Source organism: Alloyangia pacifica (genome assembly GCF_003111685.1).
In the GTDB taxonomy this organism is placed as follows: domain Bacteria; phylum Pseudomonadota; class Alphaproteobacteria; order Rhodobacterales; family Rhodobacteraceae; genus Salipiger; species Salipiger pacificus_A.
Genome location: NZ_CP022190.1, coordinates 394,351 through 413,259, shown reverse-complemented (window position 1 = coordinate 413,259; position 18,909 = coordinate 394,351). Strand labels below are relative to the sequence as shown.

Annotated in this window: 16 protein-coding genes; 6 read left to right on the top strand and 10 right to left on the bottom strand. The window is 67.3% G+C overall.

The window, feature by feature from the left end:
* Window positions 1-5: 5 nt before the first annotated feature.
* Complete coding sequence (locus tag CEW88_RS14910) at window positions 6-1,502, bottom strand: CRTAC1 family protein (RefSeq protein ID WP_108968445.1); 1,497 nt, start codon at window positions 1,500-1,502, stop codon at window positions 6-8.
* On the bottom strand, window positions 1,499-2,755 hold the full coding sequence (locus CEW88_RS14905) for an ROK family protein (RefSeq protein WP_108968443.1): 1,257 nt from the start codon (window positions 2,753-2,755) through the stop codon (window positions 1,499-1,501). The genes CEW88_RS14910 and CEW88_RS14905 overlap by 4 nt, the downstream gene beginning before the upstream one ends.
* A gap of 225 nt (window positions 2,756-2,980) precedes the next feature.
* On the opposite strand from CEW88_RS14905, the gene xylF reads away from it, so the two are divergent.
* The 5 genes from xylF to CEW88_RS14880 all read left to right on the top strand — a co-directional run bounded on the left by xylF (window position 2,981) and on the right by CEW88_RS14880 (window position 8,385).
* Window positions 2,981-4,000, top strand: coding sequence for a D-xylose ABC transporter substrate-binding protein (gene xylF, locus CEW88_RS14900; RefSeq protein WP_108968441.1), 1,020 nt, complete (start codon window positions 2,981-2,983; stop codon window positions 3,998-4,000).
* A gap of 111 nt (window positions 4,001-4,111) precedes the next feature.
* On the top strand, window positions 4,112-5,404 hold the full coding sequence (locus CEW88_RS14895; RefSeq protein WP_108968438.1) for a sugar ABC transporter permease: 1,293 nt from the start codon (window positions 4,112-4,114) through the stop codon (window positions 5,402-5,404).
* Window positions 5,404-6,159, top strand: a complete 756-nt coding sequence (locus CEW88_RS14890; RefSeq protein WP_108968436.1) for an ATP-binding cassette domain-containing protein — start codon at window positions 5,404-5,406, stop codon at window positions 6,157-6,159. Before CEW88_RS14895 ends, CEW88_RS14890 begins: the two co-directional genes overlap by 1 nt.
* 34 nt (window positions 6,160-6,193) lie before the next feature.
* Window positions 6,194-7,492: a xylose isomerase gene (gene xylA / locus CEW88_RS14885; protein ID WP_108968434.1), complete on the top strand. Its 1,299-nt coding sequence runs from the start codon at window positions 6,194-6,196 to the stop codon at window positions 7,490-7,492.
* 155 nt (window positions 7,493-7,647) lie between these two features.
* Entirely contained in the window at window positions 7,648-8,385 is a 738-nt protein-coding gene (locus CEW88_RS14880; RefSeq protein ID WP_108968432.1) for a hypothetical protein, read from the top strand.
* A 171-nt stretch (window positions 8,386-8,556) separates the two neighbouring features.
* On the opposite strand, the gene CEW88_RS14875 is transcribed toward CEW88_RS14880, so the two are convergent.
* Together CEW88_RS14875 and CEW88_RS14870 are read right to left on the bottom strand one after the other, a co-directional pair.
* The gene (locus CEW88_RS14875; RefSeq protein WP_254694518.1) at window positions 8,557-9,480 is read right to left on the bottom strand and encodes a TatD family hydrolase; all 924 of its coding nucleotides are present in this window, start codon (window positions 9,478-9,480) and stop codon (window positions 8,557-8,559) included.
* On the bottom strand, window positions 9,477-10,220 hold the full coding sequence (locus CEW88_RS14870; RefSeq protein ID WP_159099620.1) for an EboA domain-containing protein: 744 nt from the start codon (window positions 10,218-10,220) through the stop codon (window positions 9,477-9,479). Before CEW88_RS14870 ends, CEW88_RS14875 begins: the two co-directional genes overlap by 4 nt.
* A gap of 97 nt (window positions 10,221-10,317) precedes the next feature.
* On the opposite strand from CEW88_RS14870, the gene CEW88_RS14865 reads away from it, so the two are divergent.
* Window positions 10,318-11,703, top strand: coding sequence for an alkaline phosphatase family protein (locus tag CEW88_RS14865; RefSeq protein ID WP_108968428.1), 1,386 nt, complete (start codon window positions 10,318-10,320; stop codon window positions 11,701-11,703).
* Here CEW88_RS14865 and CEW88_RS14860 read toward each other — a convergent pair.
* From CEW88_RS14860 to CEW88_RS14840, 6 genes are all read right to left on the bottom strand, one after another.
* A complete protein-coding gene (locus CEW88_RS14860) occupies window positions 11,700-12,557 on the bottom strand; it encodes a UbiA family prenyltransferase (protein WP_108968426.1) in 858 nt (285 codons plus the stop codon). The genes CEW88_RS14865 and CEW88_RS14860 overlap by 4 nt on opposite strands.
* Complete coding sequence (gene eboE, locus CEW88_RS14855; RefSeq protein WP_108968424.1) at window positions 12,554-13,741, bottom strand: metabolite traffic protein EboE; 1,188 nt, start codon at window positions 13,739-13,741, stop codon at window positions 12,554-12,556. The genes CEW88_RS14860 and eboE overlap by 4 nt, the downstream gene beginning before the upstream one ends.
* Window positions 13,738-15,681 (bottom strand): 3-dehydroquinate synthase, encoded by a 1,944-nt coding sequence (locus tag CEW88_RS14850; protein ID WP_108968422.1) that lies wholly within the window; start codon window positions 15,679-15,681, stop codon window positions 13,738-13,740. Before CEW88_RS14850 ends, eboE begins: the two co-directional genes overlap by 4 nt.
* Window positions 15,682-16,166: 485 nt before the next feature.
* Window positions 16,167-16,352, bottom strand: coding sequence for a hypothetical protein (locus CEW88_RS24920; RefSeq protein WP_254694517.1), 186 nt, complete (start codon window positions 16,350-16,352; stop codon window positions 16,167-16,169).
* On the bottom strand, window positions 16,349-17,350 hold the full coding sequence (locus tag CEW88_RS14845; RefSeq protein ID WP_254694516.1) for a hypothetical protein: 1,002 nt from the start codon (window positions 17,348-17,350) through the stop codon (window positions 16,349-16,351). Before CEW88_RS14845 ends, CEW88_RS24920 begins: the two co-directional genes overlap by 4 nt.
* A 253-nt stretch (window positions 17,351-17,603) precedes the next feature.
* Window positions 17,604-18,674, bottom strand: a complete 1,071-nt coding sequence (locus CEW88_RS14840) for a Leu/Phe/Val dehydrogenase (protein ID WP_108968420.1) — start codon at window positions 18,672-18,674, stop codon at window positions 17,604-17,606.
* Window positions 18,675-18,909 lie beyond the last annotated feature (235 nt).

Sequence of the window (18,909 nt, the reverse complement as noted above, 5' to 3'; positions counted from 1 at the left end):
AAGCCTCAGGGCCGCTCGACCCGCATCACTTCGCCGGCGCGCGCGGGCTGCCAGTCGCCCGCCACGCCGTCCGGCCAGATCACCCGCAGCTCGGCCTCCGTCTCCGAGCCCATGCCGAAGTGCAGCGGCAGCGCGCTGCCCCCCGCGTGGCCGCCGCCGATGGTCACCTCCTGCGCCTGCACACCGGACAGGCTGCGCAGCTCGACCCAGGCGCCCACCGCCTGACGGTTCACGCCCGACTGCGTGGGTGCAACCCCGACCCAGCCCCCTGCCCCCTCGGTCACGTTGCGCCAGAGCTCCATCGGGGCACGGCGGTTGACCACCGCCAGATCAAGCAGCCCGTCGCCGTTCAGATCGGCCAGCGCCGCCCCGCGCGCGCGGTGCATGGTGGCGATCCCTGCCGTCTCGCCCGCTTCGGTGAAATGCCCGTCCGCCCCCTGCATGAGCAGCGAATTGGGATCGTCCATCGCCATGCCGGGCATCTGGTCGACGTTGCCCTTGGAAATGAAGAGATCCGCCCGCCCGTCGTTGTCGACGTCGCCGAACTCGGCATGCCAGCCGGTCGAGGGCCGCCCGTCGCTGCCCGTGTAGGGCCGATGCGCGGTCGCCCCCTGCGCATAGGGCGCATCCTCGAACCGCTCCCCGCGATTGAACTGCAAGAGCTGGTCGCCCATCGAGGTCATCATCACCTCGGGCAGCCCGTCGCCGGTGAGATCGCGCGAGGCGATGCCCATGCCCCAGAGCGAGACCTTGGCCCAATCGGTTCGCTCTTCCAGCGGCGTGAGGCGGAACATCTGCTCGTAGCCGCCCTTCACGTAGTAATGGCGGTCGTTCGACAGGCGCAGCTCGGGCGTGCCGCTGCGCTGCCAGTCCGAGATCAGCGCCGAGAGGGTGCACCAGCCGGGCTCGATGGTCTCTACCGCGCCGAAGCCGGCCTGGCCGGGGCGGATCAGCGCGCTGCTGTCGCAGGCCTCGAAGGGACCGTCGGGGTCGAAACGGTCGACGTAATTGCCGACAAAGACCGTGGGCCAGCCCTGCCCGGCCTCCCAGGTGGCGGCAAAGGCGGTGGACCAGGCGTCCCGCTGCGGCAGCTTCCACGCCGCGCTCGCCTCCTCGAACCGGCACTCGCCGAGCCCGCGCAGCACGACATTCGGCCCGACCCGCAGCACGAAAAGATCGAGCAGTCCGTCGCTGTCCGCGTCCAGCGGATAGGCGCCGGTGACGCCGGTCAGCTCGGGCAGCGCGCCAGCCTCGAAGCGCAGCGGCCCGCCCGTCTCGGAGCGGTTGACGAAAAGCGCCGCGGGCGCGGTGCCGCCGGCGGCAAAGAGCTCGGGCAGGTCGTCGCCATTGCAGTCAAAGGCGGCGAGCCCGCCGCCGACGAAATGCTCCCATCCGCCGGAATAGACGTGCTCTGCCGGCAGGCCCGCGCTCTCGTCGACAAAGACGGGCCCCGCCGCGCCGAGCGAGGGAACCAGCGCCAAGAGCACCGCCGCCCGGATCATTGCGCGGCCATCTCGCGGCCCGCTCCGAGCATCTGCTCGGTCAAGGTCTCCAGCGCCAGCGCCGCGGCGCCGCGCGCCCAGACCATGTCGCCCCAGGCGTGGATCTCGACCTTGGGCGCAGCGCGGCCGGTTTCGATCATCATCGTCTTCATCTCGGTCAGCGTGCCCTCGGCATAGAGATAGTCGTAGCGCATCCGTTCCCCTGAAAGGATGATCAACTGCGGATCGAAGAGGTTGGTCACATTGGCCAGCGCCAGCGACAGGTAACGCCCGGCGCGGCGGAAAATCGAATGCGCCGCGGGGTTCCCTTCCTTGGCCTGGCTGAACAGGCTCTCCAGCAGCGCCCGCACCGACCGGGTTTCAAGGTCGGGCAGGTTCAGCGCCGTGCGCGCCTCGCGCACCAGCGCGTAGTCGGCGACATAGGCCTCGAGACAGCCACGCTGGCCGCAGCGGCAGAGCGCCCCGTCGAGGTGCACCTTCATGTGCCCCAGCTCCATCCCCATGCCATGCGCGCCGCGATAAAGCCGGTGGTTCATGACAAACCCCATGCCCACGCCGTGCTCGATGGTGACCACGGCGAAATTCGACATCGTGCGCCCGGCGCCGAACCAGAGCTCGGCGAGCGTCACGAGGTTGGCGTCATTGTCGATATGCACCGGCAGGCCGAGCCGCTGCGAGAGCGCCGGGCTGAGGTCGGTGTCGCGCAGATCGAGGATCGGCGACCAGCACACCAGTCCGGTGTCGGAATCGACGAACCCCGGCACCCCGAGGCCGAGCCCACGCAGCGAGGCCGCGTCGACACCGGCTGCGCCGCAGACCTCGCGCATCAGCGCCTCGGTCACGTCGCCGACCGCCTCCACCGACAGCTGCCCGGGCTCGCGCGGCTTGGAGGCGGTGGCGATCACCCGCCCCGAAAGATCGGCCAATACCGCGGTGTGATGGATGTCCGAGAGCTTCATCCCCATGACGTGATGCACCCCGGGGCGGACCTGCAGCGCCACCGCCGGCCGTCCACGCCCGCTGTCTCCGACGCGCGGCGCCTGGACCTCCTCGAGAAAGCCGGTCTCGATCAACTCGGACGTGATTGTGGTGACCGAGGCAGGGCTGACCCGCAAGTCCTTGGCCACTTGCACCCGCGGCACCCGGCCAAGCGCGCGGACGTGCTCGAAAACCTGCTGGCGCAGCGGGCGCAGCGCCGAGTCCGGCGACTGCAGGAAGGGGCCGCAGCCGATGATTTCCGCCTCGTCGTTCATCCGCTGGGGCGTCCTGAATTCATTTATTCCAAAAACAAATTTCATCGCAAAATCCATCTCAAGGCCACATCAAGGGCACAAGGTCAGGGCTTCTGGCCGATATTTGCTCTGTCTGGCAATATGCGCGGGCAAAATTAATTTGACAACTGAATTTAAGAGGCTCAGGCTGAGCCAGCGCCGAGGGAGAACGGCGCATGCCCCACCGGGGCACCTAGGGAGGAAAACATGTACAAGACCTTGCTGGCCTCTGCGGCCATCACACTCGGGCTTGCCGTAACGGCATCCGCCCAGACCGTTGGCGTGTCCTGGTCGAACTTTCAGGAGGAGCGCTGGAAGACCGACGAGGCCGCGATCAAGTCGGCACTTGAGGCGGCGGGCGCGACCTATATTTCCGCCGACGCACAGTCCTCGTCCTCGAAGCAGCTGTCGGATGTTGAATCGCTGATGGCGCAGGGCGTGGACGCGCTGATCATCCTCGCGCAGGACACGCAGGCGATCATCCCCGCCGTCGAGGCCGCCGCCAACGAGGGCGTGCCGGTGATCGCCTATGACCGCCTGATCGAGGACAGCCGGGCCTTCTACCTGACCTTCGACAACGTCGAGGTCGGCCGGATGCAGGCCCGCGCGGTGCTCGAGGCTGCGCCCGAGGGCAATTACGTGATGATCAAGGGCTCGCCCACCGATCCCAACGCCGACTTCCTGCGCGGCGGCCAGCAGGAGGTCCTGCAGGAGGCCATCGACAGCGGCAAGATCACCATCGTCGGCGAGGCCTATACGGATGGCTGGCTGCCCGCCAACGCGCAGCGCAACATGGAACAGATCCTGACCGCCAACGACAACAAGGTCGACGCGGTGGTCGCCTCGAACGACGGCACCGCCGGCGGCGCCGTGGCCGCGCTGACCGCGCAGGGGCTCGACGGCATCCCGGTCTCCGGCCAGGACGGCGACCATGCAGCGCTGAACCGCGTCGCCCGCGGCACCCAGACCGTCTCGGTCTGGAAGGACGCGCGCGAGCTGGGCAAGGCAGCGGGCGAGATCGCCGTGCAGCTGGCCGGCGACGCGATGGCCAGCGACATCGAGGGCGCTGAGGAGTGGACCTCCCCGGCGGGCACCACGCTCTGGGCCAAGTTCCTCGAGCCAGTGCCGGTCACCAAGGACAACCTCGAGGCCGTGGTGGACGCGGGCTGGATCAGCCAGGACGCGCTGTGCCAGGGCGTCACTGACGGCCCTGCGCCCTGCAACTGATCGCGGCGTATTTCTGAGCTGACACACAGGCGCCCCGCCGCGCCATCCGGCCAACGACCGGCAGCGCGGCGGGGACACCCAGGCAAACACCCCTAATCCCCCGAGGTCACCATGGCAGAGGCGAACGCCTCCGGCGCAGGGGCCGGCCGCAGGAACATCTTCAAGACCCTCGAATTCGACACCCGCCTGCTCGGCATGGTCGGTGCCTTCGTCCTGGTCTGCGTCGTGTTCAACGTCCTCACGGATGGCCGCTTCCTCACCCCGCGCAACATCTTCAACCTGACGATCCAGACGGTGAGCGTGGCGATCATGGCCACCGGCATGGTCTTCGTCATCGTCACCCGCAACATTGACCTTAGCGTCGGTGCGCTGCTCGCCACCTGCTCGGCGATGATGGCGATCACCCAGACAAAGCTGCTGCCCGGCCTTGGCCTCGACTACGGCAACCCGGTGATCGCACCGCTCGCGATCCTTGTCGGGCTGCTCACCGGGGGTCTCATCGGGGCCTTTCAGGGCTGGATCGTCGGCTACCTGACCGTGCCCGCCTTCATCGTCACCCTCGGCGGGCTGCTGGTCTGGCGCAATGTCGCCTGGTACCTCACCAGCGGCCAGACAATCGGCCCGCTCGACGACACCTTCCAGACCCTCGGCGGCATCGGCGGCACGCTCGGCGTCACCGGCAGCTGGATCTTCGGCGTGCTCGCCACGCTGGTCGCCTGGGCCGCCATCGCGCAGGCCCGCAAGGCCCGGATCAATCACGAGTTCCCGGTCAAGCCGATCTGGGCCGAAGGCGTGCTCATGGCGCTCTCGGCGGCGGCGATCCTTGGCTTCGTGGCGATGCTCAACGCCTACGAGGTGCCGACCCGGGTGCTGCGACGCGGCTTCGAAGCGCGCGGCGAGACCATGCCCGAGGGCTTCACCGCGGGCTACGGCATACCCTTCTCGGTGCTGCTGCTGATCGCCGTGGCGGTGGTGATGACAATGGTCGCCCGTCGCACCAGGCTCGGCCGCTACATCTTCGCCACGGGCGGCAACCCCGAGGCGGCGGAACTTTCAGGCATCAACACCCGCCTGCTGACGGTCAAGGTCTTTGCCGTGATGGGCGTGCTCTGCGCGCTCGCGGGTATGGTCGCCTCGGCCCGCCTGTCGTTCCATTCGAACGATATCGGCACGCTCGACGAACTGCGCGTCATCGCCGCGGCGGTGATCGGCGGCACGGCGCTCGCGGGCGGCATCGGCACGATCTACGGCGCCATTCTCGGCGCGCTGATCATGCAGTCGCTGCAATCGGGCATGGCCATGGTCGGCGTCGATGCCCCATTCCAGAACATCGTCGTCGGCATCGTGCTGGTGCTCGCCGTGCTCATCGACATCCTCTACCGCAAGCGCACGGGAGACGCATGATGGCTGACAGAACCGGAGCCCCGCTGGTCGAGATGCGCGACGTCTCGGTCTCCTTCGGCGGCATCAAGGCGGTCGATCACGTCACCGTCGATCTCTACCCCGGCGAGGTGGTCGGCCTGCTCGGGCACAACGGCGCGGGCAAGTCCACGCTGATCAAGTGCCTGTCGGGTGCCTACCGCATGGACAGCGGCGAGATCCTGATCGACGGCGCGAAGGCCGAAATCAACAACCCTCGCGACGCCCGCCGCTACAACATCGAGACGATCTACCAGACGCTGGCGCTGGCGGACAATCTCGACGCTGCCTCGAACCTCTTTCTGGGGCGCGAGCTGGTGACCGCCACCGGTCTCGTCGATGACGCCCAGATGGAGGCCGAAACGCGCAAGATCATGGGTCGCCTCAACCCGAACTTCCGCAAGTTCCAGGACCCGGTGAAGGCGCTCTCTGGCGGTCAGCGGCAATCGGTGGCCATCGCCCGCGCGGTCTATTTCAATGCCCGCATCCTGATCATGGACGAGCCCACCGCCGCGCTTGGCCCGCAGGAGACGCAGATGGTCGCCGAGCTGATCGAACAGCTCAAGGCGCAGGGGCTCGGCATCTTTCTCATCGAGCATGACATCCACAACGTGATGAAGCTCTGCGACCGCGCCTCGGTGATGAAGAACGGCAAGCTGGTCGGCACGGTCAACGTCGACGAGGTCACCGACGAGGACATCCTCGGCATGATCATTCTCGGCAAGCAACCGCGCGACTGAAGCACCAGACACCCCAACGCGACACGAGGCACTCATGACGGGCTTCTTCGGAGACATCCCGAAACTCACCTACCAGCCGGACGAAGGCAGCGAGTTCGCTTTCCGCCACTACAACCCCGACGAGATCGTCCTGGGCAAGCGGCTGGAGGATCACCTGCGCTTCGCCATTGCCTATTGGCACAGCTTCGCCTGGGAGGGCGGCGATCCTTTCGGCGGGCGCACCTTCGAGCGGCCGTGGTTCGGTTCGGAAATGGACAAGGCCAAGATGAAGGCCGACGTGGCCTTCGAGATGTTCGACCTGCTGGACGTGCCCTTCTTCTGCTTCCACGACGCCGACGTGCGCCCCGAAGGGAAGGATTTCGCCGAGACCACGCGCAATCTCGAGGAAATCGTCGACTATTTCGGCCAGAAGATGGAAGGCGCCAAGACCCGCCTGCTCTGGGGCACGGCGAACCTCTTCACCCACCGCCGCTTCATGTCCGGCGCAGCCACCAACCCCGATCCCGAAGTCTTCGCCTGGTCCGCCGCGACGGTGAAGACCTGCATGGATGCCACCCACAAACTTGGCGGCGAGAACTACGTGCTCTGGGGCGGGCGCGAGGGCTACGAGACCCTGCTCAACACCGATCTGACGCGCGAGGCCGAACAGGCCGGGGCCTTCCTGTCGATGGTCGTCGACTACAAGCACAAAATCGGTTTCAAGGGCGCGATCCTGATCGAGCCGAAGCCGCAGGAGCCGTCGAAACACCAGTATGACTTCGACGTGGCCACGGTCTACGGCTTCCTCAAGCGTTTCGGGCTGGAGAACGAGGTCAAGCTGAACATCGAGCAGGGCCATGCCATCCTCGCTGGGCACAGCTTCGAGCACGAGCTGGCACTGGCCGCCTCGCTTGGACTGCTGGGCTCGATCGACATGAACCGCAATGACTACCAATCAGGCTGGGACACCGACCAGTTCCCGGATAGCGTGCCCGAGGTGGCGCGGGCCTATTACGAGGTGTTGAAGGCGGGCGGCTTTACCACCGGCGGCACAAATTTCGACGCCAAGCTACGGCGGCAGTCGCTCGACCCCGAGGATCTGATCCTCGGCCATGCCGGCGCGATGGACGTCTGCGCACGCGGGCTGAAGGCGGCGGCGGCATTACTCGAGGACGGCACGCTCGAGACCTTGCGCGCCGAGCGCTACGCCGATTGGGAGGCCGCCGAGAACAAGGCGCTGCTCAGGTCCGATCTCGCCAGCATCGAGGCGCGGGTGCGCGAACAGGCGATCAACCCCGAGCCGCGCTCCGGGCGGCAGGAACGCCTCGAGAACCTCTGGAACCGCTACGTGTGACCCTGCAGCCCGGCGCGCCTCGAAGCGCCGGGCGCGTCGCTGCCTGACGGCGCCATACTTCCGCCGAACTGCCTTGCGAACTTCCGGCTTGCGTTCGCCCCGGCCTTGCATGCCATTCTCAGGACGACGCTTTTTCGCTTTCGGAGGTCGCCCCGATGTTCAGGTTCCCCTGCCTCGCCCCGCTGCTGATCGCCCTCGCCGCACCGCTTTCGGCACAGGTTCCGGCGGTGGATCTCGACACCGTCGCGCGCAGCCCGGCCTTCCGCTGGCCCGCGCGTCCGGGCTGGCCCAGCCGTCCCGATCATTCCCACCGCCCCGGCTGGCCCGGCGGCCCCGGCTGGGGAGGGAGCTGGACGCCGGGTTGGGGCGGCTATGGCGGGCTTGGCGTTTCCATCGACCTCGGCACCCGAGTGCCCGGCGCAGACGGCTCGGTGCGCGAGCCGGTGATGACCCTCGAGCGCGACAGCCCCGCCCGCACCAAGCGAATCCGCAACACGCCCGGCGCCCCGGCGGTCAGCGCGCCGCAGGGCGCCTCCACGCGCCTCGGTCAGCCGCCCATCGTCGAACGCGCCCCCGCCACCGCAACCCCCGCCCTGCCCGGCCAGGCGCAGCAGGGGGTCGGCGAGCTGAACGGCGGCGGCACGGCGCTGGGGCAGGTTCTCAGCTCGAACGGCGAGACCTACGTGCTGCTGCTCACCCTGCCCGAGAGCCGCGTCACCTGCCTCGGCCAGCTCGACGGGCCGCCCGCGCTTTTCCCGAGCATGGGCTCGGCGCTGGCCTGCACCGATGGCGCGCAGGGAAACGCGCTCTTTGCCACGCCCGAGGACGGCAGCGGCAGCAGCGCCAGCTTCACCCTGGACGGCGGGCGCACAGGGTATCTGGTGTTTCCCTGATCGACCCTCGCCACGCCAATCCCGGCGCGCGTAGCCCGCGACCCAATAGCCCAGAGCCATCAGCGCCCTGGCTCGCGCCCGCCGGCCATGCGCCGCGCCGAAGCAGGCGGGCAGAGGTGGCGTGAGGTGCGCTTCTGCTCGGCCCTCGGTTCGAGGGCCGAGCAGAACGGCTTACTCGATGGTCAGCCCCTTGCGGCGCTGCGTTCCCGGCTCCTCGATGACCGGCTCGCGGCCACCGCGAAGGATCGAGTTGCCCTCGTAGAGCGTGCGCTGGTCGATGGCGGGCGGCGACAGCCAGTCGCTCTCCTTCATCTGCCCGCTCTGGCCGTAGGCGGCGAGCGCATTGCCGTAGCAGACCGCCCGCACCACCTCTTCGGACACGCCGCTCTGCAGCGCAAGCTGCGCCGTCTTGGCCACTCCGAGGCAATCCGAGATGCCCCAGTCGCAGGCGCTGTCGACGATGATCCGCTCGGAGCCGTACTGCTTGAGCAGCTCGACCATCCGCGCGTTGCCCATCTTGGTCGAGGGGTAGATCGAGAAGCCTGCCCAGTAGCCGCGGTCGAGCACCTCGCCGACGGTCTCCTCGTTGTTGTGGTCGATCACCACCATCGACGGATCGAGGCCCATTTCCTCGCAGACATCCATCGACAGGCTGGTGCCGCGTTTCTTGTCGCGGTGCGGCGTGTGCACCATGACCGGCAGGTCAATTTCTTTCGCCAGCGTCAGCTGCAGCCGGAAGTACTTGTCCTCGAGCGCGGTCTGCTCGTCGTAGCCGATCTCGCCGATGGCAACGACGCCCTCCTTGAGCGCGAACCGCGGCAGCCACTCCATCACGCCCTCGGCCAGCTCCTCGTTGTTGGCTTCCTTGGAGTTGAGCCCGATGGTGCAGTAATGGCGGATGCCGAACTGCCCGGCGCGGAAGCGCTCCCAGCCGACGATGGTCGACAGGTAATCGACGTAGGTGCCCACGAAGGTGCGCGGCTGGCCGAGCCAGAAGGCGGGCTCGATCAGGGCCACGACGCCGGCGGCGGCCATGGCCTCGTAATCGTCGGTGGTGCGCGAGATCATATGCGCGTGGGGATCAATCAGCATCATGACACAAACTCCTCGATAATACGTCCCTCGGCCCGCGCCCGATCAAGCTGGGCCCGGATTTCCGGGGTTTCCGCAAAGGGGCCGACCAGCGGCCAGAGCTCCTCCATCACCGGCCGCCCGGCGGCCCAGCGTTCGCGCGCGTATTGCACGAGGATGCGCGCCAGCTCGGGGTTGGCGCGGTCTTTGAGGCCGGTGATCGGCCCCAGCGCCGCGCCGATGAACAGTGCCTTGAGGATCATGTGGTTCCAGCGGTGCTCGTCGAAATGGTCGCGCGGATAGGGGTTGTTGTGGGCGATGGCCTCGAAGACCGGCTTGAGGTTCGAACGCAGCCCCTCGCCCACCTCGAAGTGCAGGCTCTCGGGCTCGGGATAGAGCGGCAGCCCGCGGTAGAGCGCGATCATCTCGGCGGCGTCCGAGGTGCGGCGCAGGTCCTTGAACGTCTCGGAGAACGGGCGGTCACCCCTGTAGCTGAGCAGCCCAAGCACCCGCGCGGCACCGTCGAGACTCCAGTCGCCGGGCTGCCAGCCAGGGCGCGCGGCATCGGCCTCGGCCAGCTCGTCCGGGCTGAGGGCAAGGTCGGCCTTGCCAAGCCGCCGCGGCGCGAAGCCGAGAAAGAGGTGCAGCTCGCGCTCTGTTGCCCCGGGGGCGGCGAGCGTCGCGAGCTGGTCCTCGAGCCAGGGCCTCTCGGCCCCGGCACGCTCCGCTATCCATTTCTGCAAAAGGTCTTTTGGACTGGTCATCGAACTCTCTCCCAAATGGTCAATGAAACACTGGACGGGCGGAGGGAACGCGCGTCATAGTCGGCAAGTATTTTGTTGCGGGATATTTTTTGAGCTCATGACACCGACTGTTGTTATTCTTGTCGTCGGCCTGACACCGAAGCTTGTCGGCCAGTTCACCCCCAACATCGCCGCCCTCGCCGCCCGCGGCGCCCTGCGCCCGCTCGAGACGGTGACCCCCGCGGTCACCTGCACGGTGCAGGCGACGCTGGCGACCGGCCTGCCGCCCTCGGGGCACGGCGCCGTGGCCAATGGATGGTACTTCCGCGATCTCAAGGAGGTGCTGCTCTGGCGCCAACCCAATTCGCTGCTGCAGGGGGAGAAAATCTGGGATGCCGGGAAGGCGCGCGACCCGGGCTTCACCTGCGCCAAGATGTTCTGGTGGTACAACATGTATTCGACCGCCGATTACTCGGCGACGCCGCGGCCGATGTATCCCGCCGACGGGCGCAAGATCCCCGACCACTACGCGCATCCGCCCGAGCTGCACGACGAGCTCGACGCCAAGCTCGGGCGCTTTCCGCTCTTCACCTTCTGGGGGCCGACAGCGAGCATCAGGTCCTCGGCCTGGATCGCTGATGCCACGCTGCACGTGATGGAGACGCGGCGCCCGACGCTGACACTCACCTACCTGCCGCATCTCGACTACGACCTGCAGAAGTTCGGCCCCGATCTCGGCCACCCCGAGGTGCAGCAGTCGCTGCGCGACATCGACGCGCTGGTCGGCAAGCTGGTCGCCGCCGCCGATGCCGAGGGGCGCCGGGTGCTGGTGGTCTCGGAATACGGCATCACCCCGGTCAGGGACGCCATCCACATCAACCGCGCCCTGCGCGAGGCGGGGCTGATCGCCGTCCGGCCCGAGGAGCACGGGCGCGAAATCCTCGACGCAGGCGCCTCGGCGGCCTTTGCCATGTCCGACCACCAGCTGGCGCATGTCTACGTCAACGACCGCGCGCGGCTGGCCGAGGTCAAGGCGCTGATCGAGGGGCTGGACGGGGTTGAAGCGGTCTGGGACGAGGAAGGCAAGCGTGCCAATGGACTCGACCATCCGCGCTGCGGAGAGCTGGTGGCGATCAGCAGGCCCGACCGATGGTTCAGCTATTATTACTGGCTGGACGAGGCCAAGGCCCCCGACTTTGCCCCCACCGTCGATATCCACCGCAAGCCGGGCTACGATCCGGTCGAGCTGTTCCTTGACCCGGCCCTTCGCTTTCCCAAGCTGGCGGCCGCCTGGAAGCTGGGCAAGCGCAAGATGGGCTTCCGGCAGATGCTCGACCTGATCTCGCCTTCGCGCACCGATCTGGTGAAGGGCAGTCACGGGCGGATCACCGAGGATCCCGGCGACGGGCCGCTGGTGATCTCTTCCGAGCCGGGGATGCTGCCCGAGGGGCCGGTGCGGGCCGTGGACTTCAAGGCGCTGACGCTGAGCCATGTCTTCGACTAGGTCCCGGCGATCCGGCGCTGCAGCGCGCGGGTGAGACCGAACCCGGCGACTGCCAGCAGCGCCGGGAGCCAGCCGCCGTGGACCCCGGCGATAAGCGCGGCATCGTACAGCGAGGTCGACGCGATCAGCAGGGTGACGGCCTTTGGCACGTCACCCTTGGCCCGGCGGAAGAGGAGGCGCAAGGCACCGCCGGTGGAGACGAGGAATCCCAGCGCGACCAGCAGCGCCAGCGGCTTGCCCCAGCCCATGACCAGCACCAGCACAGCCGGGAAGGCGAGCACCGCCAGGGGCCAGGCGCGGTCCAGCCGGTCGTAGGCCTCCTGCTTGGCGGCGTAGGTAAGGCCGACCACATAGGCCATCAGCCCCAGCGCCCCCCAGAGTGCCACACCCGGAAAGGCGCCGGTGGCGGCAAGCGCAGCCATCACGTAGCACAAGAACCGGGTCACCCCCATGATGACCGGCGCCAGCGCGGTGCGCTTGTGCAGCCAGTCGTAGAGGAAGATGCTGAGTGTCAGAAGCAGCGCCGAGAGCAGCGCCGGCCCGCCGAGCGGCAGGGTCAGCAGGATGCCGAGCCCGAGCATGGCAAAGGCTCCGCGGAAAACGGCTCGCTGCGAGATCTCACCCATGGGGATCGGCCGGTCCGCCTTTTGCGCGCGGTCGATCTCGGCGTCGAAGGCGTCGTTGAGCCACATGCCGCCCACGTAGAAGAGTGTCAGCGCCAGCGCGCTCACCAAGATGGGCACGAGCGCCGCGCCGGGGGCGGCGGAGAGCGCCAGTAGCGCCCCCGCCATGGCATTGGTCCAGACCGTCGGCAGGTTCGACACGCGCCCCAGCTTGAGGGCGGTACCGATCATTGCCCGAGCCGGTCCAGCACCCAGCCCAACTCGCGGCTGATCGCCGCGTCCACGCTCGAGGTCCGCAAGTCCGGGGGCAATACGTCCCATGTGTAGGTCTCCACTTCGAGATGCGGTGAGATCGGCTCGGCCCGGTGCAGGTCGAGGATCTCCTTCAGAAAGTCCTGCGTGCTGTCGAAAAGCCCGAGCGAGCCAAGAAAGACCGGCACGTGGAAGTGCACCCGCCATTCCTCGCCATCGGCCTCTGCGCCGCGGGCCAGCGCCTCGGGCAGATCGGAAAAGGCGCGGATCGGACCCTCGCCGCGGCGGGCGAGCACCTGGTGCAGGTAGGTGGGCTCGGAATAGGCGGCGAGCGCTTCGCGCACCTCGGGGCTCACCTGCGCGCGCAGCGCCGAACTGAGCTGCAGCTTGTGGATCGGGATGCCCGCGCCCTGCAGCAGGGCAAGGCTCTGCGCCGGGTCCTCGTATTCCACCGCCGCATGGCAGACGTCGTAGCAAAGCCCGAGGTGCGCGCGCAGGGCCACTTCTGCCTCCGCCCGGGCCAACCCGGTGAGATCGGCGAACCGCGCCACGGCGGCGGGACCGTAGAGCCAGTCCTCGAAGAAGGCGACGCTGCCCGCGATCGTCTCGAGAAAGCAGAACGGCTCGGGCTCGATCGCCAGCGCCACAGTGACGCCAGTGCGCGCCTTGACCGCGACGCAATGCGCCGCCGCCTGCAGATACAGCTCGGCCATGGCGGCCTCGGCGCCCCCGGCCAGCGTGCGGAAGGTGCCCGGCACGGTGCTGAGGCTGACCCAGTCTCCGGGCTCGGCGAGCTCGGCCATGAGATCGGTGAGCCGGGTGGTGTACCGCAGCCGCTCGGGGTCGCGCCAGTCGGGCTGATAGACCTGCTCCTTGACCCGCACGCCGTGGAAGGGTCCATAGGGAAAGCCGTTCATCGTCGCCGGCACGAGATCGTTCTCGCGCAGGAACTGCTTGAGCCACGCTCGGCGGTCCTCCCGGTCAATCTCATCGAGCGCGTTCGACGACAGCCGCAGTCCTACGGCAAAGCGGTCATCGGGAGAGAGCTGCGCCTTCACCGCCAGAAGCGGGCCGGTCAGCGCGGCGTGGCAATCCTCCCAGGTTTCGGTGGCATGGATGTTGAGGCAGTAGGTCAGGGTGCCCAGCCCGTTGCCGAGCTTCATGCCTCCTGTCCCTGTTGACGTGCCGAGCCGCGTGCCGCGAGCCAGACAAGGGCCTCGGCGACCAGCTCGGGACGCATCTCGTGCACCTCGACACCGACTCCGAGATCGGACAGCAACGTGACGGTGAGCTCGCCGCCGAGATGCTCGCGGAACTCCTCGAGCCCGACGAGGATCTCGAGCCGCCCGCCCGCGTCACGTCGACCGAGATCAGGGTGCCAGATCGGCAGGCCGAGGGCCTGCAGCAGCGCCAGCACGCGCTCCTCCATCCCCGCCGGCAGAAGCCCGGCCAACACCGAGTAGCGCGCGTCGAGCGCGATCCCCATGGCCACGGCATCGCCGTGGCTGACGGCATAGTGGGTCAGACCCTCGAGCTTGTGCGCCGACCAATGGCCAAAATCGAGGGGTCGGGCAGAGCCGCGCTCAAACGGATCGCCCCCAAGGGCGATCTGCCGCATGTGCAGCTCCGCCGAGCGGCGGATCATGTATTCTTCGGCCTCGGGCGCGAAGTGCTTCAGCCGGTCCGCATTCGCCTCGAGCCAAAGGAAGAACGCCGGATCGCGGATCAGCGAGACCTTCACCGCCTCGGAGATGCCGGAGCGACGGGTCGCGGCGGGCAGCGTCTCCAGCAGGTTGAAGTCGTTCAGCACCGCCCAAGGCGGGGCAAAGCTGCCCGCGAAATTCTTCGAACCCTCGAAGTTCACGGCATTTTTCACCCCGACGCCGCTGTCGTTTTGCGACAGCACCGTCGTCGGCACCCGTATATGCCGGAGCCCCCGGTGCGCCGTTGCGGTGGCCATGCCCACCGCGTCGAGCACCGCGCCGCCGCCGACCGCGATGACATAGGAATGCCGGTCGATGCTGTGCTGAAGGATAAGGCGGTAGATCTCGAAGACCGTCTCGAAGCCGGCCTTTATCCCCTCCCCGCCTGCAACCGGCATCGGCGGGGCGACCAGATCGACGCCCTCGACGGTGTCCCGGACATAGGCGCCAATCGCTTCGACGAGCGCGGGACGAAGTGCCAGAAGATCGCGGTCGACGAAGACCACGCAGCGCTGCCGGCGCGCCTCCGCCCCGGCGGCAAACACGTCGCGCAGCGCAGGGTTTTCCGGATCAAAGACCCCGCGCGTGAAGACCACGCGGTACTCGTAGCTGACCGAGAAGGCTTGCCTGACCGTCAGCGTCGCGGGCGCTCCATCCTGCGACATGTCTTGCGCGACGGGCGCGCCCACGGCCGCGGCCGCGTCAACGCCAGCCTCGGAGCGGGTAAGTGCCCCCGAGGCCGCCACCACCGTTGCCGGAGCCTTGATCCGCGCGTAGAGGGCGCGCCCCGCCAAGCCCGCGATCGGCAGTGCCAGCGCGGCACAGAGCGCAAGGAGGAAGGAGTCGACCTCAAGCGCCAGCGCGCCCAGTGAGGCATAGGCGGCGGCGATGCCGAGATTTGCCAGCGCCACGACGCCAAGGAACCTGCGCAGGGGCAGGCCCGCCACCCCTGCCGCGATGGTCGAGGTCTCGGCCAGGACCGGCACAGCGCGCATCAGAAGCACCGAGCCGAGCGCGATGCGTTCGGACACTTCTGCCGACCGCGCCAGATAGTCCCTTCCGAGCAGCCGGCCGAGCGCGCGGGTGCCGCCGGTCGCGCCGATCCAGTAGCCGAGCAGGCAGCTCAGCGTCATCCCGGTCCAGCAGGCAAAGGTGCCGACAGCGACGCCGAGCAGCGTACCCGCCGAGACGTTGACCACGCTCGACGGCACCGGAAGCACCACGTCGAGCGCCAGAGCCGTCACGATCAGCACCCAGAGACCAGAGAGGCTCTGCGTCCCGGACAGCAGGTCGTTGACCAGCGTTTCGATGCGTCCTTCGAAGAGCAGGAAACTTGCCGCGAGTACGAGGGCCAGCATGGTGAGAATCACGAGCCAGCGCAGCGTCATGGAAACCGACATTACGAATACCTTTCTCGAACACAGCGCACCCCGGCGCGGGCTGGAGGCAAAAAATATAGCATTATCAATCAATTCGTCTCAAATCGTCCGCACCCCGAGACGCAAATGTCTCGGTATCTGCACGGACGTGTTCTTACAGGCTAGGCAAGAGAAAGCGGTTCGCCTAGCCCCGAAATGTCGCAGTCGGCGCGAAATCCGGTTTGCCGCGCTCTTCGACCGATCGCCGGGATGCGGGTCCGCAAGCGTCCGGCCCGCCCGCATCGGCGGGTCTCCAAGGCGCAGGCGCCCCGCTCCTTGGCCGCCGGACAGGCGCCCGCGCGCGGTGCCCGGCAAGGGTCCGGCCGGACCATCGGCTGCACCGGGACGCCATTGCGGATCCGCCAAGAGGGGTCGCCCTGGATCTGCGCCTTGCGCAGCGCGGGAATGATGACATCAGATTGCGCGATCCGCGACGATCTGCGCCAGGCACCTTTGTCCACGCCCGGTCAGCTCGTCATCGCACCCAGGCTGAGCAGCAGCAGCAGGATGATTCCCCGGCAGATCACCAGCGGCATCACGAAGCGCAGCCAGCGATCAAAGGAGACACGGCCGATGGCGAGCCCGCCCATGACCACGGCGAAGGTCGGGTTGAAGAGGTTCACCAAGCCGTTCGCAGATTGGTAGGCGGTCACCACGAGTTCGCGCCCCAGACGACGATGGACATCGCGAGGAACAGCCCGGTCATCTCCGCCATCCACCAGCCGAGCCCGACAACCCCGATTATCATCATCCCGAAAGTCAGCCCGAAGAGCGCCAGGATGATGCGGCGCACGGGCGTGAGGGTCGGAAGGGCCGCCTCGGACAACTTGAGGAAGAAGGTGCGATTGTCCTCCGCCATGTCGGATACCAAGGAGGCAGCAGGATCGGCCTTCACCTTGTGGGCATAGCGCATGACGTGGACGATACCCGACGCGAGACAGACCACAAAGATCAGCGCGCGCGGCACGATTCCCTGCCTGAAGGCGATGCTTGCCCCCTGCGGGGCGACGACTGTGGCAAAGGCGTTGAACGTCGAGCCCAGCGTGCCGATCCCGGCCCCGAGCATGATCACCGCCACTCCGGTCAGCGCATCGTAGCCCGCCCGGATGAATACCGGAATGATCAGCGCGTAAAGGGCCAGCGTCTTCTCTGCCATGCCGAAACTCGTTCCCCCGAGGGCAAAGGCGGTCATCAGGATGAGGATCATCAGATGTTCCCTGCCCCCGAGCCTGATCAGCAAGGCGCCGATGCCGGCGTCAATGGCACCTGTCCTGCTGACCACCATCAGGAACCCGCAGATGACCAGCACGAAGACCGCAACGTCCATGGCTGCGCTCGACGCGGAACCCAGCAGGGTCGGGTCGTACATGGCGGCGATCGGAGCAAGGATCACGTCGGTGATCCCCTGAGGGTTCGGCTCGACCTGCCGATAGCTCCCCGGGACGGGAGCCGCGACGCCGAGACTGTCGTTCATCTCGCGCGCATATTCTCCCGCGGGAATGACCCAGGTGAGCATCGCGACAATTGCGATCAAGACGAACAGGATGGTGAACGCGGTTGGGAACCGGAACTTTGTCACCGTCCGACCAGCTAAATTGGGAAATTCGAAATTGCTTTGCGAGGGAGCGATCTTGCGAAGATACGCAAGCATCGAGCGACTCCTAAAAGAAAATCTCGCCTATCCCTCGTTGAGCGGTCCCCTGCGCAGGCAGCGCGACAACAACGAGCAAAAAGCTCGGCGATCAAACCCCCGGCGATGGGCTGGGCCTTTGATTGTGCCGATCTCCGCGCCCGAGCTCCTGCGGAGCGGTGTCGCGGGCGACGTGGAGACCGCCGGACCCGTGGCCCTCGCGCAATGCCTGCGCGGCAGCCACGGGATCGGCGGTTCCTTCGGGACGGTGGCTTCAGACGGCGAGCGCGTCGACCTTGGCGGCCTCGGCGAGGATCTCGGCGACCATGTCATCGGCGACCTGGATCGTCGTCTTGCGCTCTTTCCGGCTGGTCTCGATGATCTGCGCGACCCGGCCCGCGATCTGCACGAGACGGTCAGCGCGGTACTCCGGCCCGGCGTGGTGGACCTCTCCCGCGACGCTGATGATGCCACCCGCGTTCACCACGTAGTCCGGCAGGTAGAGGCAATCGCGTGCCAGCAACTCCTCGGCGACCGAGGGCTCGAGCAACTGGTTGTTCGCCGCCCCGCAGACGAGGCGGGCGCTCAGCTGCGCCACGGTCTCATGGGTGAGGATTCCGCCCAGCGCGCAGGGCGCGAAGATATCCATCTGCTGCGCGAAGATCTGCTCCGGCGGGCAGATCTCCGCACCGAGGCTGGCGCGGGCCCTTTCCACCGCCTCTGCATTGACATCCGACACCACCAGCTCGGCACCGGCGGCATGCAGCTTTTCCGCGAGGCTCCAGCCGACATGGCCGAGACCCTGCACCAGCACCCGCCGCCCGGTCAGATCGCTTTTGCCAAAGACCGCCTTCGCGCCGACCTTCAGGCACTGGAAGACGCCCTCGGCAGTAAAGGGCGAAGGATCGCCGCTGGCATGCGCGCCATGGTCGAGACCCACCGCGTAGGCGGTCTCCTTGGCCACATTTGCCATGTCTTCTGGCGAGATGCCGACATCTTCCGCGGTGTAGTAGCTACCGCCAAAGCTCTCGATCGCGCGACCGAAGGCGCGGAAAAGCGCCTCGGTCTTGTCGCTGCGCGGATCGCCGATGATGACGGATTTGCCGCCTCCAAGGCCGAGACCCGCCATCGCGTTCTTGTTGGTCATGCCCGCTGCGAGGCGCAGAACATCGGTCCGCGCATCCTCGAGCGTGGCGTAGTTCCACATCCGGCAGCCGCCGACCGCCGGGCCGAGAACTGTGGAGTGCACGCAGACGAAGGCACGCAGGCCAGCCTCTTCGTCTTCGATGTAGACGAGGCGCTCATAGCCCGCGGGAGCCTGTTCTTCGACAAGTTTCAGTGCCATCTGGTCCTCAAAAACCGCTAGATTGGTGTCTGCGACAGTGTGGCACAGGAGGCGCGACGTTTTCGGCCAAACTCGGGAGCGGTTTCGTTCCGGCTGATACCTATTCGCTAGGCGAAAGCCATTTTGCGGTGATTGTCTCTATGAGCCTGCTTATAGGACCGGGGAACGCCTCGAATCCACGCGGCTTTCTAGCGGAATCAACGGACGGCTATACAACCCCAGCAACCAGGAAATA

What these genes read in the sequence shown, in the direction of transcription:
- CEW88_RS14910 (WP_108968445.1), bottom strand. Translation starts at nt 1,502, where the DNA reads ATGATCCGGGCGGCGGTGCTCTTGGCGCTGGTTCCCTCGCTCGGCGCG.
- CEW88_RS14905 (WP_108968443.1), bottom strand. Translation starts at nt 2,755, where the DNA reads ATGAACGACGAGGCGGAAATCATCGGCTGCGGCCCCTTCCTGCAGTCG.
- xylF (WP_108968441.1), top strand. Translation starts at nt 2,981, where the DNA reads ATGTACAAGACCTTGCTGGCCTCTGCGGCCATCACACTCGGGCTTGCC.
- CEW88_RS14895 (WP_108968438.1), top strand. Translation starts at nt 4,112, where the DNA reads ATGGCAGAGGCGAACGCCTCCGGCGCAGGGGCCGGCCGCAGGAACATC.
- CEW88_RS14890 (WP_108968436.1), top strand. Translation starts at nt 5,404, where the DNA reads ATGGCTGACAGAACCGGAGCCCCGCTGGTCGAGATGCGCGACGTCTCG.
- xylA (WP_108968434.1), top strand. Translation starts at nt 6,194, where the DNA reads ATGACGGGCTTCTTCGGAGACATCCCGAAACTCACCTACCAGCCGGAC.
- CEW88_RS14880 (WP_108968432.1), top strand. Translation starts at nt 7,648, where the DNA reads ATGTTCAGGTTCCCCTGCCTCGCCCCGCTGCTGATCGCCCTCGCCGCA.
- CEW88_RS14875 (WP_254694518.1), bottom strand. Translation starts at nt 9,480, where the DNA reads ATGATGCTGATTGATCCCCACGCGCATATGATCTCGCGCACCACCGAC.
- CEW88_RS14870 (WP_159099620.1), bottom strand. Translation starts at nt 10,220, where the DNA reads ATGACCAGTCCAAAAGACCTTTTGCAGAAATGGATAGCGGAGCGTGCC.
- CEW88_RS14865 (WP_108968428.1), top strand. Translation starts at nt 10,318, where the DNA reads ATGACACCGACTGTTGTTATTCTTGTCGTCGGCCTGACACCGAAGCTT.
- CEW88_RS14860 (WP_108968426.1), bottom strand. Translation starts at nt 12,557, where the DNA reads ATGATCGGTACCGCCCTCAAGCTGGGGCGCGTGTCGAACCTGCCGACG.
- eboE (WP_108968424.1), bottom strand. Translation starts at nt 13,741, where the DNA reads ATGAAGCTCGGCAACGGGCTGGGCACCCTGACCTACTGCCTCAACATC.
- CEW88_RS14850 (WP_108968422.1), bottom strand. Translation starts at nt 15,681, where the DNA reads ATGTCGGTTTCCATGACGCTGCGCTGGCTCGTGATTCTCACCATGCTG.
- CEW88_RS14845 (WP_254694516.1), bottom strand. Translation starts at nt 17,350, where the DNA reads ATGCTTGCGTATCTTCGCAAGATCGCTCCCTCGCAAAGCAATTTCGAA.
- CEW88_RS14840 (WP_108968420.1), bottom strand. Translation starts at nt 18,674, where the DNA reads ATGGCACTGAAACTTGTCGAAGAACAGGCTCCCGCGGGCTATGAGCGC.